Raw genomic sequence first — 16,487 nt, 5'->3', positions numbered from 1 at the left:
TTATTGTTTTAGAATTTGTAATTCAGGCTTAGAGATAGAGTTCTAAGTCTCTGCGGTGTAACTGTTGACCAACCAGAGAAATACTTCTTGTTGGCAATGTTATCTAATTTCAGGATGATGCTGTATTTGCTTTCTGTATAAGAAAGTGAAGCATTCATAATGATGTAGCTCGGAAGTGGGAAAGCACCAATGTTTCCTCGGTTTAGTGTATAAAATCTGCTGGCAGAATTACCACCGAAACCAATTCCAAAATTTTCGAGAGATCCTTTTTGGATTTTATAAGTTCCCCAGAAATTGATCAAGTTTTTAGGTCCTGCTTCTTCCGTTCTGTTGCCAGGATATCCTTCGTCTCCTTTTACAACATTACTATCATTATAACTGTACCCCGCAATCAAGTTCATTCCAGGAATTGGACTTCCTAAAACACTTACTTCAAAACCTTTACTATCTACTTCTCCTCCTTGAGTAGTACCTACACCATTACCCATTACCTTGTTTTTTACATTGATATCGTAATAACTTGCAGTAATAGAGAATTTGTCACCGGCTAAATTTGCTTTAGTTCCAATTTCCCACTGATTTGCGTGCTCCGGATCAAAATATCTTAATTCATTTGTAGGTTGTCCACCAGCATCTGTTATGCTTTGAGGACCAATATATTGGAAACCATTCATATAATTACCAAAAATTGAAACCTTATCTTGGATAGGTTGATAAACCAGACCAAATTTAGGAGAGAAAGTAGTTTTTGCTTTAGAGTCTTCGGTTGCATAAGCATCTGCTCTTCCTGTAAAATGGTCTGCTCTTAGACTTAACATAGCTGATAAATTTGGAAGGATATTCACAACATCAGACACATAAGCACTGTAGATCTTTGCTTCTGCATTACTAGGCAATTGAGATGCAGCGGGTTCTTCAGGATTTCCAGATGTACCTGCTAATCGTGCGTCCACTCCTGCTTTTGATAAAAGACCTGCTTTTGTATCGCTTTGGTTGATTAAATTAACCATTCCATAACCCACATATCCAGTTCCAGCTTGAATAAAATCTCTTTGGAAATAATCTAGACCAATTAGCAATTTATTTTTAAGATTACCAATGTTAAAATTGGCATTAAAGTTTTGTTGTATTCCTGTCGTATTCGTCTCTCCACCTACTTTAGATATGAATCTCTCGAAATCTCCACCGTTAGATTGATCCCATAGATACTGATAATATCCGTTACTTTTTGTATTACTTCTGGAAACAATTGTTTTTGAAGTCCAATTGTCTGATATTTTATAAATAGCGCTTGCTTGCAAATTAAAAGAATTATTATTAATTGTCAAATCATCGCTAGTGTAAGATTTTTTATAATTTTCTTTGAAAATGCCGATCGAATTAAAAGAAAGTGGTGCATATCTATTCAAGAAAATCATTGGAGCATTTGAAGACTCAGCAGTCTTGATTTCCGTATTTACATAGAATGTTAATCTGTCATTCGCCACAAATTTCACAGAAGGAGCGATATAGAAAGATTCGTTAAAACCAGCATCCTGGAAAGTGTTGTTTTTCTGATAAGCAGCATTCACTCTTGCAAATAGATTTTTGCTTAATGGCGTATTAACATCAGCACTAATTCTGTTGAGACCATAACTTCCATTAATATAATTCACTTCTCCACCGAAGTAATTATATGGTTTTTTAGTGATTACATTAATTAATCCTCCATAAGAAATCACACTTCCGCCGTATAGAGTTCCAGATGGTCCTTTGATAGCTTCGATAGTTTCAATTCCTGCAGGATCAAGTGTTCCATTACTTAAACTTGGCATTCCGTTAACCAAAGTTGGCTGAAGAGAGAAACCTCTCATTGTGTAATATTCCCCACCATCATTTCCTCTACCAGTAGATTCCCACAATCTTGCAATACCAGTCACGTTTTTAAGAGCATCATTGAAGTTCGTAACAACTTGCTCTGCAATAACATTTTTATTAACCGTATTGTAAACCTGAGGGTTTTCGATTTCCTTCAAAGGCATCTTATTTACAGATTCTCTGTCTCTGGTGATATAACCGTGAACCACAACTTCATCTATATCACTGGCTTTATTAATCGTATCATTTTCCTGAGCATAAGCGAAAGTGGAAGTTAAAACCACAGCACTCACAATTAGTTTCTTCATTAAGGGAATAATTTTTTGCAAAGGTATTATTTTTAATTGTTCTAAATTAACAATAATTGTGATTTTTATCAGATTATTAAGAATTAGTCCAAATAAAAATCCTGCTGATTTCTCAACAGGATTTTGTTTATATTTTAAATCTCTTTTTAAGCAGGGATTTCGCCTTTATAAAGGAAAGAAACAATTTCTTTATTTACTTTGTCAACCATTTCGCTAAACAAATAGAAAGATTCTTGTTTGTAAATTACTAATGGATCTTTTTGCTCATAAACTGCACCTTGAGAAGAACGTCTTAAATCATCCATTTCTCTTAAATGTGTTTTCCAGTTTTCATCGATGATTGCTAAAGAGATATTCTTCTCGAAATCTGTGATCAATGATTCACATTTGGTTTCGTAAGCTTCTTTCAAATCCGTAACAATAGTCATTGTTTTAATGCCATCTGTGAAAGGAACCTGGATCATCTTGAACATAGAACCTTGGTTAAGGTAAACATTCTCGATAATTGGATAGGCATTTTCTTTAAGAAGATTCAATCTTAAGTCATAATCTTCTTTAGCAGCTTTGAATACTTTATCTGTAAGTGCAGGGATTTGTAAACTTCCAAATTCTGATTCACTCACTGGTGACTCCATTGTGAAGTGCTTGATGATCTCGAATTCAAAATCTTTATAATTTCCAGTTGCTTTGGCTTGAGAAACAATCGCAGCAGCAGTATCGTAAATCATATTCACGATATCGTATTTCAAGTGATCTCCGAACAATGCGTTCTTTCTACGTTTGTAGATCACGTCACGCTGTTTGTTCATCACGTCATCATACTCCAACAATCTTTTTCTAACACCGAAGTTGTTCTCTTCAACTTTTTTCTGAGCTCTTTCGATAGATTTGGAAATCATAGAATGCTGAATAACTTCACCTTCTTTATGACCCATTCTGTCCATCATCTTAGCGATTCTTTCAGAACCGAAAAGACGCATCAGGTTATCTTCAAGGGAAACATAGAACTGAGAACTTCCCGGATCTCCCTGACGACCAGCTCTACCTCTTAACTGTCTGTCAACACGACGGGAATCGTGTCTTTCTGTTCCGATGATTGCTAAACCTCCGGCATCTTTAACTTCAGCTTTCAGTTTGATATCGGTACCTCTACCAGCCATATTCGTAGCGATAGTTACAACGCCTGACCCACCAGCACCAGCTACAATTTCCGCTTCTTTTTTGTGAAGCTTCGCATTCAGTACTTGGTGTTGGATTTTTCTTAAACTTAATGCTTTTGACAGTAATTGAGAAATCTCAACCGAAGTTGTACCAACCAAAACAGGTCTTCCTGCCGAGGTCAATCTCTCGATTTCTTCGATTACTGCATTGTATTTTTCACGATTGGTTTTGAAAACCAAATCTTGTCTATCATCTCTTTGGATTGGTCTGTTGGTAGGAATTACCACCACATCCAATTTGTAAATTTGCCAGAATTCTCCAGCTTCTGTTTCCGCAGTACCAGTCATACCAGCCAACTTGTTGTACATACGGAAGTAGTTTTGTAAAGTAATCGTCGCAAATGTTTGAGTTGCTGCTTCGATTTTTACATTTTCCTTAGCTTCAATTGCTTGGTGAAGTCCGTCTGAATAACGACGACCGTCCATAATACGACCCGTCTGTTCATCTACGATTTTCACTTCGCCGTCAATTACAACATACTCATCATCTTTCTCAAATAAGGTATAAGCTTTAAGCAATTGATTCATCGTGTGAATACGCTCAGATTTTACAGCAAATTCTCTATACAATTCTTCTTTTGCAGCGAATTCTTCTTCCTTGGAAAGGTTTTTCTTTTCGATGTCAGCAATTTCTGTCCCGATGTCTGTCAAAACAAAGAATTGTTGATCCTCATTACCCGCAGACATATATTCTACACCCTTATCCGTCAAATCGATTTGATTATTTTTCTCATCGATTACGAAATAAAGATCCTTATCTACGATTGGCATATCACGGTTGTTGTCCGCCATATATTGACCTTCAACTTTCTGAAGCAATGCTCGGTTTCCACTTTCTGACAAGAACTTGATTAATTGTCTGTTCTTAGGAAGACCTCTGTAAGCCTGAAGCAATTTGAAACCACCTTCTTTGGTATTTCCGTTGGCGATTAGTTTTTTAGCTTCATTAAAAATACCAGAAACGGTTTTTTTCTGAACTTCAACAATTCTGTCGATAGAAGGTTTAAGAACATCATATTCCTGTCTGTCACCCTGAGGAACCGGACCAGAAATAATCAATGGTGTTCTTGCATCATCAATCAAGACAGAGTCAACCTCATCGACAATGGCAAAATTCAATTCTCCCTGAACTAATTCAGTAGGATTGGTTACCATATTATCTCTCAAGTAATCAAAACCGAACTCGTTATTTGTTCCGTAAGTGATACTTGCCTGATATGCTTTTCTTCTGGCATCTGAGTTAGGCTGATGAAGATCGATACAATCAATCGTCAATCCGTGGAATTGATACAATGGCCCCATCCAAGCTGAGTCACGTTTCGCCAAATAGTCATTGACCGTTACAACGTGAACTCCTCTTTCTGGAAGCGCATTAAGATAAATTGGTAAAGTTCCAACCAAAGTTTTACCTTCACCAGTTGCCATTTCTGCAATTTTTCCGGAATGTAATACGACACCACCAATAAACTGTGTGTCATAATGTACCATATCCCAAACAACTGGAGTTCCAGCAGCATCCCAAGTATTTTTCCAAACAGCAATATCACCATCTAGAAAAACAAAATCTTTCGTAGCTGCTAATTCACGGTCTTTATCTGTCGCTTTAACACGGATTTCTCCATTCTGTGCCAAACGTCTTGAAGTTTCCTTTACCAAAGCAAAAGCTTCCGGAAGAATCTCGTTAAGAACTTTTTCTTCAACCTCGTAAGATTCTTTTTTAAGACCTTCTATCTTGTTGAAAAGCGCTTCTTTTTCGTCAACGTTGGTTGAGTTTTTTATTTGCTCTTTTATGTCGTCTATTTGGGTTGTAAACTTAGCCGTTGCAGATTTTATCTTCTCCTTAAATTCTGCAGTTTTATCTCTCAAACCATCATCAGATAATGATTGGATGCCAGATTCTACTGTTTTTATTTTTGCGACAACTTTTTTTACTTCTTTAAGATCTTTTGCATTTTTGTCTCCCAAAAAACTTTTAAGAACGGTATTTAAAAAACTCATAAATTTCTGATTTATGCTTAGGATATAAGAATCCAAAGCGTTTTAATTTACACTTGTTGTGTGATATATTTTTAAGCTAAATCTATTATAGTTCAGCTTATTTTTGACTTAATATTCGTCTTCGTTCCAAAGGTAATCCTCGTCTGTAGGATAATCGCTCCAGATTTCGTCGATAGCGTCATAGATTTCTCCTTCATCCTCAATGGCCTGAAGGTTTTCTACAACTTCCATAGGTGCTCCTGTTCTGATGGCGTAATCAATTAATTCTGCCTTGGTCATCGGCCAAGGTGCATCGCTTAAATATGAAGCTAATTCTAATGTCCAATACATAATTTAAAATTTTTGCAAAAGTAAAAAATTAGGTGATACTTTATACATATTTCTACTGATTTTCAATAATATTTAAAAATAAATTCATCTTATTTCCAAAATTTCTGTTATCAGAGATCTGTTATTGCCGATTTCCCAAAAACCATTCCACAAATTTTTTTGTGCCATTTTGGAAGTTTGTGGTCGGATTATAGCCAATCAGAGACTTGGCTTTTGTGATGTCCGCATTGGTTTTTATGACATCTCCGGCTTGCATTGGCAGATTTTTTCTGACTGCTTTTTTGCCAATGGCATTTTCTAATGTTGAAACCATTTCATTCAAAGTAATAACTTCGCTTTCCCCAAGATTTACAATCTCATAAATATCATTATTATTCTCAAGATAATTTATAGACTTTAGAACTCCATCAATAATATCATCAATAAAAGTATAATCTCTGGCAGTAGAACCGTCGCCGTAGAAAGGGATTTCTTGATTTTCAAAAATCAATTTAGTAAATTTATGAATAGCCAAATCTGGTCTTTGCCTTGGTCCATAAACCGTAAAAAACCTAAGCTGAATCATATCTATATTATAAAGATGATGATAAACATGACCTAAGATTTCGCCACTTTTTTTGGTTGCTGCATAAGGAGAAATTGGATTGTCTACATTGTCAGATTCAGAAAACGGAATTTTTTCTTGGTTTCCGTAAACACTTGATGATGAAGCGCAAACGAATTTTTTAATTCCAAATTCTTTACAAAGTTCCCAAAGATTCTGAGTTCCACGGATATTTACCGCCTCATAGTCCAAAGGTCTTTCAATAGAAGGCCGAACACCTGCTAAAGCCGCCAAATGAATTACCAGATCAATTTTATGTTTTTTGAATATTTCCTCAAGACCTTGCTTATCACGAATGTCTTGATAACAAAGTTGGTAAGATTCTGATCCTGTCAAGGATACGAGATTATTGATGTCAGATTCTTTATCAGTAAAACTAAACCCAATTTTATTGTTTAAAGAGTCTAGAGTGTTTTGAACTTTAATTTTATAATGATAAAAATCGTCGAAGCTGTCAACATTGATGACAGAATGTCCATTTTTTAAAAGTTGTTCTACTAAATGAGAACCAATAAATCCGCTTCCGCCGGTAACTAAATAGTTCATAACATCAATTGTGTTGCGAATATAAGGATTTAACAAAAAAAAGAATCCCTTATTCAGAGATTCTTTTTAATATCGTTTTATTAATTATTTACTTAACAATAAATTTTTTAGATTCAACCACACCATTTTCTTCGACATTCATTACGTAAGTTCCGCTTGGAAGTTGAGAAACATTGATTTCTTTATCAGTTCCTCTGCTGATTACCAATTTTGCAGTAGAATCATAAATAGTTACTTTCTTGGTCTGATTGGTTGCAGAAGTCACACAGATTATTCCGTTGGTTACGACAGTTGGATAAATGTTGAATTTTTCTTTCTTAGCATTGTTTATTGCCAAAGTCTGATTTCCTGTCAATTTGATATCGTCTACACGGAAACCAACATTGGAATCCAAAGGATTTGTAAATCTTATAGACAGATTAGATGTTGCCGGGATTGTTCCGGTTGGAGTAACTATAATCCAGATAGAAGTTCCTGAACCAGTAGGTCTCGAGTAAGTAAGCGGTGTCCAGTTCGTTCCGTCAGAACTTACTTCAACCTTTAATTCGTTGCTTGCTACGTTGGTTCCTTTTTGGTGACCAAAAGAAAGCGTAAGATCTTGATAATTTGTGGTGTTGATTCCACTAATAATCAAAGTTTTTGCCGGGTTACCAGAGGCTGTTGTAACACCAGCTATGAAAACACAACCTTGTCCACTAGCGCCAGTATAGTCTGATGGCATAGAGGTTCTTACATCAGCAGTGCCAGAATAAGTAATTGGAGCACTATTTTGATAACCTGTATATGCAGTTAAAAGAGTTGTAGCCGCAGGATTTCCAAAATTCTCTGAATAGATTGTTGTTTGTGCAAAAAAGAATGAGGTTATTAATAATGATAAGAATGCATAAATATTTTTCATATAAAATGTTTTAAAAGTTGACAAATCTATTATTAAAAATCAAATTAAAAATTATCAAATGTTTATTTCAGCAAATATTTTAATCCGTCTAAAAAAGTTTTAATAAATCTTCATATCTATTTAGAAAACTGGTTAGCAGCCGTTTTCTTTCCAATTCCTGAACTTTCATAAAAATAAGATAAAGACCTAAGGTGAAAATTACTAAGATTGCCACGAGAAAGGAAGATGAGAGATCGGCTCTGGTTGAGGAATAATTAAAATGAATTTCATCCAATTTCTCCTTCAAATCATTATTGATATTCGCTTTTTGAATATACTTTTTAAAATTTTTAACTTCATTAGAAACTAAAACCAAATCATCTGCACTCAAAAATGATTTTTTAGAACAGTCTAAAACGTAATTTAATAAAAAAGTAAAATGCTTTCTTACATTTTGCAGGTCATCCATTACAATTGTGTTTTGAACAAAAATAACCTTTTTTTCTGTACTTTTACTAAAATTTTAAACGATGCAATTCTCCGGACAAATTCTAAAAATGATTTCCCAAAACGGACAACCGATTCAATATTTTCTCAATCTGAAAGGTGATTTGATTAATATGAATCAGCTTTTCGGGAAAGAACTTCATATCAAACATATCGGTTACGAATGTGTGAATTGTGGAAGCGATGAAAAAGTCTACAGAATGGGATTTTGCAAAAAATGCTTTTTCGAAAGTCCTTATGCCAGCGATACAATCATTCGTCCGGAATTATCGACAGCACATCTTGGTGTTGCAGAGAGAGATTTGGAGGTTGAAAAGGAAATTCAACTGGTTCCGCATATCGTATATCTGGCTTATACGGGCGATGTGAAAGTTGGTGTGACAAGAACACATCAGATTCCGACACGTTGGATTGACCAAGGCGCCACTTTCGCTTTGCCAATTGCAGTTACGGATAATCGTTATGAAGCCGGAATGATTGAGGTTGAATTGAAAAAACACATTGCCGACAAAACCAATCCGAAAAAAATGCTTCAGGATGATTATGAAGATACTTTGGACTTGATTGATTTCCGAAACAAAATTGCGGAATACTTTCCCAACGATTTCAAGAAATTTGCAGTAACAGAAGATAATGTTGTAAAATTAGATTTTCCTTATGAGAAACCGGAAAAAATCAATGTCTTTACCTTGGACAAAAAACCAGAATTCAATGGCGTTTTGAAAGGTATCAAAGGGCAATATCTTTATTTTGAGGGAGATGATTTCATCAATGTTAGAGGACACGAAGGTTATGTGATAGAACTGAGTCTCTAAACTTGGAACGGTTTTTAGTAATCAATTAACTAGAAAAAATTCGATGAAAAAAACTTTAAAAATCTCACTGATCGTTCTTGGTAGTCTTTTGGCTTTGACTCTATTGCTGAATATCGGATTCAGTCTTTGGTTAAAATACAAACTTCCTGATTACCTCAAAAACAAAACACCTTACGAGATTTCTTATCAATCTCTGAATGTCGAAATCTTAAGCGGAAGCATTTCTGCAAACCAAATCAAAGTCAAAACAAAACAGCCGGATGATTTGGAAGGCGTAGCCTTGGATGGAACTTTGGAAGATTTGTATATCAGTAGATTAGGCTTGGTTAAATTGTTAAAAGATAATCAAATCGAAGCCAATTCTATCAAGCTGAAAAATCCCAATTTAAAAATCCGCTTATCCAAACCGAAAGTTGATAAAGTCGCCAAAGAAGCAACTCCTTTTTTCATCAAAAATATCGAAATAGAAAACGGAAATCTTGATGTGACACAATTCAACGGAACAAAATATTTCTCATCAAGAAAACTCAATCTTAATATTAAAAATCTAAGTCTCAACGATAATCCCAGCGAATTGCCTTTTGCTTTGGACAGTTATAAAATCACGGCCAATGATTTTTTCTTTTTGATGAGTCCGGCTTATTCCATCAATTCTTCCAAAGTTGTTACCAATAATGGTCAATTGTCAATCAATGATTTTGAACTGAAACCGATGTTGGATTTCAAAGATTGGGAGAAGAGTTTCAAAAATCAGAAAAGTCTTTTTCATATCAAAAGCAAGAATCTCTCTTTTGATGATTTGATTTTTAGCAAAACAAAATTAAGTCTTAAAAATGCAAAGATCCAGGAACCGGAATTTATCATCCAAAATCGTGATAATAAAATTGTTAAGTCAAATGATAAAAAGTCAAACTTTAATATTGATTTTCAGAATTTAGATATTGTTAATGGCAAATTATCGATTTTAAAATCCAATGGAAACCAATCACTTTCTTTAGCTCAGTTCAATGCGAATATCAAAGATTTTTTGATGGATGAAGAAACTTCGAAAAGTAAAATTCCTTTTACTTATCAGGATTATAAAATCACAGGAAAGAAGTTTTTTTACGATGCGGGAGAATATTACACAATGAATTTGTCAACCTTCAATATGACTCCGCAAAATATTGATTTATTGAATTTTAAGTTAAATCCAAAAATTTCCAGAGCAGAGTTTGTAAGAATGATCCCGATGGAAGATGACTTATTTGATATTTCTGCAAACAGAATTCAGTTAAGCGGATTAAAATGGAAATTTGAAAATGACAAACCGAATATTTCTCTTAAAACAGTAAAGCTTCATCAGGTAGATGCGAACATTTTCCGAAGCAAAATCCCGAAAGATAATCCGAAAGAAAAATTGTTGTATTCCAAATTATTACGAACAATAAAATTTCCTCTAGTTGTTGAAAATCTGAATCTTATTCAGTCCAAATTGGTGTACGAAGAAGACAAGCCGGATTCTAACGGACCTGGAAAAGTGTTCTTTACGGATTTCAACATGAACGTTAAAAACCTTAATTCAAATAAACAAAAAGGGGCTAATACTAAAGTTCCGATAGTTATCAATTGTAAGTTTATGGGCGTTTCTCCGATGAAGGTGAATTGGAACTTTGACACAGGAAATATGCGTGATCAGTTTACAATTGGCGGTTATATCAACAATCTTCCGGCGAATGACATCAATCCGTTCATCAAACCTTATATGAACATCACTGCGACGGGAACGATTACAAGTCTCAATTATGATTTCAAGGGCAATAATGATATTATGAATGGAAAATTCAGAATCACGCACAAAGATTTAAAGGTGAGCGTTCTGGATAAAGATACCAAAGAGAAAAAGAAATTCTTGTCAGCCATTGCCAATCTGGTCGTGAAAAAAGATTCTCAGAAGTTCCCTGAATCTGTAGATATTTATGTGGAACGAAACAAAGAACGCTCGTTCTTCAACTTCTATTGGAAAGGCATAGAAGATGGTTTGAAAAAGTCGCTTCTCGTTATCAAAATTTAATAAAAAAATAAAGCTATTCAAAATAGAGAAGCTTTATTAATATATGGATTCTTGTTTAGAAATCATATTCTTCTTTTTCTTCTGTCGGTAGAGATTTTAAAAAATCATCGAATTCACGACCTTCATAATTACTATTGGCACCGTAAGAATCGATGATCATCGCCTTGTTGCCATAGACATCCTCTACTAGATAAAGAGCAACGTTGTCGTCCGGGTCACTCGCCCCTTCGAATCTGTAAACACGGATAATCTTCAAATCTTCTGCACGATGGGTTTTTTCTGTTCCTGAGATGACAAATCTTTTATCTTCTGTCATTCTTATCTCATCTGTAATTCCTTTTTCTCTAAGCTTCTCCATAACTTGCGACAGAGTTAGCATTGGTTTTGGGCTCATAACGATATTTTTTATGGATTGATGTAGAGATATAATCAAATCGTGAACCAAAAAAAAGACTTCACAAATATTGTAAAGTCTTAAAAAAATAAAAGTTATGAAAAATTAATTGTCCTTCTCTTCTTCACTGATTAGGATAATTATTTGTTGACCTTGTAACGTTTGTCAGGAGTTCCGTCCTTTTTCAACGTTTTTGCGGCTTTGTATCTTTTGTCCGGAGTTCCGTCTTTTTTCATTTTTACATCAGGCGTGTTCGCTACTTTGGCAGCTTGAGCTTCTACAGATTTTGTTGCTTTCTTCTCTGTTTTTTGAGCTTGTTTTTTTGTTGCAGTTGCAGCAGCTGGTGTTGTTTGTGCTGTAGCCATTCCTAATCCGAATGTTAACAACAATGTTGTAAGTAAATTTTTCATTTTGGTGTCGTTTTGATTCAACAAATTTATATTATTAATTGATTTAAAATTAAGAATAAAAAACTTTAACCAGAAATTATAACAACTTAAAAACGGCTTAAAAATTATAACGATAAGCTAAACTGAAGTTGAGAAATAGTGCTTTGGAGTAATAATCGGCGATATCAGGATTTTGATTTCCGATTTTAGCATTGTAGAAATTAAGTTTGGTTCCGAAGACTACCTGTTGAAAACCTTCGTTATCAATGGTATAAATAGCTTTTGCACCGAAATTGAGTCCGCCATTTCCTTCAGAAAATTTGCCGGAATTGTCGAGATAAGGACTTTTCATTCGGTACGTACTATAACCTACGATTTCTTCCACAAAAAAATCTTCTGTGATTTTATCTTTATGAAAAACATACCAGTCAAAATTGTTCATTGAAGGCGCACCTAGATAACCGAATTTTTCAGCATTTTTCACATTAGCTAAGAAGTAAGTGTATTCTACACCAAGTCCGAAGTTTTTATAAAGATTCAAATTTCCGCCAATCCCGAAACCATAAAAATAATCAAAAGTGTCTTTGAGAAAATTATCACCAAGTACAGTCATTACTTTAACGTGCGGGTCTATGGAAGAACGGACATTTTCTGTCCAATCCTGCTTTTTTCTTCTTTGAGAAAAAGTAGAGATCGATATTAAGACTAAAGAAAAAAGTAAAATTTTCTTCATTATTTCAAAGTAATATCATTGAAAATAACGTATGTCACCCCATCCGGAATCTCGATGCTGAGAGAATCGCTGGATATTTTACAACCCGGCGTATCGGTAGAAAAAGACTTGATTTTAAAATCCTTGAGTTGAAGTTTGTAAGAACCTTTGTCATAAGGTCCGGCCAAAACAAAACTTCCGCTTTCTTTCGGGAAGCTTTCTGCGATTATTTTTTTATCGACGATAAGATGAATAGGCTCTTCTAAAAATTTCCCATCAGAATAAGTGAATTTTCCCTCCACATAAGCACGGAAAATGTTGGCGTCATCATCTTTACATTGCATTAAAAGAATAGATAACAGACAGAAAAAGGATAATATTTTGAAACCGAATTTCAAATGCACATAGTTTAAGGTCGTAAAATTAAAACTAATTTTTTTGAAAAATAGTATCTTTGTAACACAAATAACGGTTCCGAAATTTTCTCGGAATCGCTTTTTGCGTTTATACCTATATTAATGGAATTAAAAAAAATCAATCAAAATCTGCTTCCTGACCTACTTCAGAAACAATTCGGGAACGAGATTTTTTCACAAATATCAAAACATCAGCATATTTCGGTCAAAGGAAGTGCGGGTTCTGCGGTTTCAATTTTGGCTTCGGAACTTTTTCTGACTCAGAACAAAACCATTCTTTATTTGGTTGATGACAAAGAAGATGCGCTTTATGTGAATGCAGAAATGGAAGATTTGTTGGGAAAGGACAACGTTCTGTACTTTCCCGCAACACATCTTGAACCTTATCAAGTTGAGAAAACCCAAAATGCGAATCTTGTTCTGAGAACCGAGGTTATCAATAAACTTAATTCGGGTAAATCACCAAAAGTGATTGTTGCCTTCATTGGTGCGTTATCTGAAAAAGTTTTGAAAAAGGAAGATTTCAAAGCAATTTCTCATCAGATAAAAGTCGGCGACCAATTGGATTTTGATTTTGTGGATGAGTTGCTGAATCATTATCAATTCAACCAAACAGATTTTGTTTCAGAGCCGGGAGAATTCTCTGTCCGAGGCGGAATTGTGGATGTTTTTTCTTTTTCTAATGAGAAACCTTTCCGAATCACATTTTTTGGAAATGAGGTCGAAAGCATCAAAACTTTTGATATAGAATCTCAACTTTCTTTAGATAAAATAGATGAATTCCAGTTGGTTTCCAATATGAATTTTTCAGTTTCCGGGAGCAAGGTTTCTTTGTTTGAATTATTGCCGGATGACAGTTTTGTAGTTTCAAAGAATCTTTACCTTTCCACTAAAAGAATCAGGGATTTTCACGAAAAAGCATTAGAAAAATTTGAGACATTAAGCAAAGACATCAAACATAGAACGCCTGACGAACTATTCATTTCGGAATCGGAATTTCAGAATAAATTAATCAAATTCAAAACGATTGATTTCAGCTCTCAGCAATTTGAACTTCCAAAGATTCATAATATAGAACTCAGCCAAACACAACAGCCGAGTTTTCATAAAAATTTCGAATTGTTGATCCAAGATTTGGAAGAGAAACAAAGTCAGGGTTTTGACACATGGATTTCATTTTCTAGTGAAAAACAAAAGGAAAGATTAGAATCGATTTTTGAGGAATTAGAGCACGAGATTCCGTTCAAAAGTTTCAAATCCGAATTGCACGAAGGTTTTGTAGATTCTGAAAACAAAATTCTGGTTTATACCGACCATCAGATTTTTGACCGATATCAGCGTTACCAATCCAAAGACACTTTTGCGAAGTCGGAGCAGTTGACACTCAAAGATTTAATGTCTTTGAAAGTTGGTGATTACATTGCGCATATCGACCACGGAATTGGGAAATTTATGGGATTAGTGAAAGTCAATAATGACGGAAAAATTCAGGAATGTTTCAAACTGAGTTATAAAAATGGAGACTTGCTTTATGTGAGTATTCATTCCCTTCATAAAATTTCAAAATATAACGGTCCGGACGGAAAAGAAATCGTTCTCAGCAAGCTCGGTTCGCCTGCTTGGAAGTCCCTGAAACAGAAGACGAAAGCCAGAGTCAAGCAAATCGCTTTTGATTTGATTAAATTATATGCGGAAAGAAAAACCGCTAAAGGCTTCCAATATTCACCGGATTCTTATCTTCAAAATGAGTTGGAAGCGAGTTTCCTTTACGAAGATACGCCGGACCAGGAAAAAGCGACCATTGATGTCAAAAAAGATATGGAAGATGAAGGTGTGATGGACCGATTGATTTGTGGTGACGTTGGATTTGGAAAGACAGAAGTTGCGATTCGTGCGGCGTTCAAAGCGGCGACGGACAGCAAACAAGTGGCAATTCTGGTTCCAACTACGATTCTGGCTTTCCAGCATTACAGAAGTTTTAAAGACAGACTGAAAGATTTTCCGGTCAATATTTCTTATTTGAATCGATTCCGAACTGCAAAACAGAAATCTGAAACGTTGGCAGGTTTGAAAGACGGAAAAATCGATATTGTGATTGGAACTCATCAGTTGGCTTCGGATAAAGTGAAATTCAAGAATCTCGGTTTATTGATTATCGATGAAGAACATAAATTCGGAGTTTCTGTCAAAGATAAATTGAAAACAATGAAAACCAATGTCGATACGTTGACATTAACTGCAACACCAATTCCGAGAACCTTACAATTCTCATTGATGGCTGCACGAGATTTATCCGTGATCAAAACACCTCCGCCAAACCGTCAACCTGTTGAGACGAGTATTGTTGGCTTTAACGAAGAGATTCTGCGAGATGCGATTTCCTACGAATTACAGAGAGACGGACAGGTTTATTTCATCAATAACAGAATCGAAAATCTGAAAGATATTGCAGGATTAATCCAAAGATTGGTTCCTGATGCAAAAGTCATTACCGCACACGGCAAAATGGAAGGAAAACAGATGGAACAGAATGTGTTGGATTTTATGGAAGGAAAATATGATGTTTTGGTCGCTACAACCATCATCGAAAGTGGCGTAGATGTCCCGAATGCCAATACAATTTTCATTAATGATGCTCATAGATTCGGGATGGCAGATCTGCACCAGATGCGTGGTAGAGTTGGCCGAAGCAATAGAAAAGCGTTTTGTTATCTGATAACGCCTCCGTTTGATATGATGACCTCTGATGCGAGAAAGCGTCTGGAAGCGATTGAGCAATTCTCAGATCTGGGAAGTGGATTTCAGATTGCGATGAAGGATTTGGAAATCAGAGGAGCCGGAGATTTGCTTGGTGGAGAACAGAGTGGATTCATTAACGAAATGGGATTCGAGACTTATCAAAAAATGATGCAGGAAGCTCTCGAAGAATTGAAAGATGATGAGAATTTTGAGAATCTTTTTGAAAATGAAGAAGACCGAAACAAACTTTTCAAATCAACCAAGGAAGTGAATATCGATACGGATCTGGAATTGATGTTGCCGGACGATTATGTGAGCTCTACGGAAGAACGTTTGTCTTTGTATCAGAAATTGGCTGATATTCAGAATGCTAAAGAACTGCAACAGTTTGAAAATGAGTTGAAAGACCGATTTGGAGATTTGCCAAGTGAAGCAATTAATCTTCTGAAATCTGTAGAGCTGAAATGGCTGGCGGCGGAAATTGGATTTGATAAATTAGTGGTTAAAAACAAAGTTTTCTTAGGTTATTTCCCTGCGAATCCTCAGGATAAATTTTACCAAAGCGAGAAATTCAAAAAAATCATATCTTATCTCACACAAAATCCATCCGAAGCTACGTTAAAAGAAAAGAACAACCAGCTGATGATGCGGAAAGATAATGTGACAAATGTGGATGAGGTAAATCTGGTTTTGAATAGGATTTTGGCTTGATAGATATTTAT

General features: G+C 35.1%; 13 protein-coding genes. 3 read left to right on the top strand and 10 right to left on the bottom strand.

Annotated features, from left to right (window positions below):
- Positions 1-8 precede the first annotated feature (8 nt).
- The 6 genes from BUR19_RS13920 to BUR19_RS13895 all read right to left on the bottom strand — a co-directional run bounded on the left by BUR19_RS13920 (position 9) and on the right by BUR19_RS13895 (position 8,209).
- Positions 9-2,165, bottom strand: a complete 2,157-nt coding sequence (locus tag BUR19_RS13920) for a TonB-dependent siderophore receptor (protein ID WP_074236053.1) — start codon at positions 2,163-2,165, stop codon at positions 9-11.
- Between the two features lie 146 nt (positions 2,166-2,311).
- The gene (gene secA / locus BUR19_RS13915; protein WP_074236052.1) at positions 2,312-5,383 is read right to left on the bottom strand and encodes a preprotein translocase subunit SecA; all 3,072 of its coding nucleotides are present in this window, start codon (positions 5,381-5,383) and stop codon (positions 2,312-2,314) included.
- A gap of 108 nt (positions 5,384-5,491) precedes the next feature.
- A complete protein-coding gene (locus BUR19_RS13910; protein ID WP_027382805.1) occupies positions 5,492-5,713 on the bottom strand; it encodes a DUF2795 domain-containing protein in 222 nt (73 codons plus the stop codon).
- 121 nt (positions 5,714-5,834) lie between these two features.
- Entirely contained in the window at positions 5,835-6,863 is a 1,029-nt protein-coding gene (locus BUR19_RS13905) for a GDP-mannose 4,6-dehydratase (RefSeq protein WP_074236051.1), read from the bottom strand.
- Between the two features lie 88 nt (positions 6,864-6,951).
- A complete protein-coding gene (locus tag BUR19_RS13900) occupies positions 6,952-7,761 on the bottom strand; it encodes a T9SS type A sorting domain-containing protein (protein WP_074236050.1) in 810 nt (269 codons plus the stop codon).
- An 88-nt stretch (positions 7,762-7,849) separates the two neighbouring features.
- Positions 7,850-8,209 (bottom strand): hypothetical protein, encoded by a 360-nt coding sequence (locus tag BUR19_RS13895; RefSeq protein ID WP_074236049.1) that lies wholly within the window; start codon positions 8,207-8,209, stop codon positions 7,850-7,852.
- A 61-nt stretch (positions 8,210-8,270) separates the two neighbouring features.
- Here BUR19_RS13895 and BUR19_RS13890 point away from each other — a divergent pair, with 61 nt between their 5' ends.
- Both BUR19_RS13890 and BUR19_RS13885 read left to right on the top strand, forming a co-directional pair.
- A complete protein-coding gene (locus tag BUR19_RS13890; RefSeq protein WP_074236048.1) occupies positions 8,271-9,062 on the top strand; it encodes a DUF2797 domain-containing protein in 792 nt (263 codons plus the stop codon).
- Between the two features lie 43 nt (positions 9,063-9,105).
- Positions 9,106-11,115, top strand: coding sequence for a hypothetical protein (locus tag BUR19_RS13885; protein ID WP_074236047.1), 2,010 nt, complete (start codon positions 9,106-9,108; stop codon positions 11,113-11,115).
- A 55-nt stretch (positions 11,116-11,170) separates the two neighbouring features.
- Here the strand turns inward: BUR19_RS13885 and BUR19_RS13880 are convergent, their stop codons facing one another.
- The 4 genes from BUR19_RS13880 to BUR19_RS13865 all read right to left on the bottom strand — a co-directional run bounded on the left by BUR19_RS13880 (position 11,171) and on the right by BUR19_RS13865 (position 12,954).
- Complete coding sequence (locus BUR19_RS13880; RefSeq protein ID WP_074236046.1) at positions 11,171-11,509, bottom strand: hypothetical protein; 339 nt, start codon at positions 11,507-11,509, stop codon at positions 11,171-11,173.
- A gap of 140 nt (positions 11,510-11,649) precedes the next feature.
- The gene (locus BUR19_RS13875; RefSeq protein ID WP_074236500.1) at positions 11,650-11,919 is read right to left on the bottom strand and encodes a hypothetical protein; all 270 of its coding nucleotides are present in this window, start codon (positions 11,917-11,919) and stop codon (positions 11,650-11,652) included.
- A gap of 97 nt (positions 11,920-12,016) precedes the next feature.
- Positions 12,017-12,631, bottom strand: a complete 615-nt coding sequence (locus BUR19_RS13870) for a hypothetical protein (protein WP_074236045.1) — start codon at positions 12,629-12,631, stop codon at positions 12,017-12,019.
- The gene (locus tag BUR19_RS13865) at positions 12,631-12,954 is read right to left on the bottom strand and encodes a hypothetical protein (RefSeq protein WP_074236044.1); all 324 of its coding nucleotides are present in this window, start codon (positions 12,952-12,954) and stop codon (positions 12,631-12,633) included. The genes BUR19_RS13870 and BUR19_RS13865 overlap by 1 nt, the downstream gene beginning before the upstream one ends.
- Positions 12,955-13,128: 174 nt before the next feature.
- Between BUR19_RS13865 and mfd the strand changes: the two genes are divergently transcribed.
- Positions 13,129-16,476, top strand: coding sequence for a transcription-repair coupling factor (gene mfd / locus BUR19_RS13860; RefSeq protein WP_074236043.1), 3,348 nt, complete (start codon positions 13,129-13,131; stop codon positions 16,474-16,476).
- The last annotated feature ends 11 nt before the right edge of the window (positions 16,477-16,487 follow it).

It is taken from the genome of Epilithonimonas zeae (assembly GCF_900141765.1).
Taxonomy (GTDB): Bacteria; Bacteroidota; Bacteroidia; order Flavobacteriales; family Weeksellaceae; genus Epilithonimonas; species Epilithonimonas zeae.
This window is presented reverse-complemented; position numbering and strand designations above follow the sequence as displayed.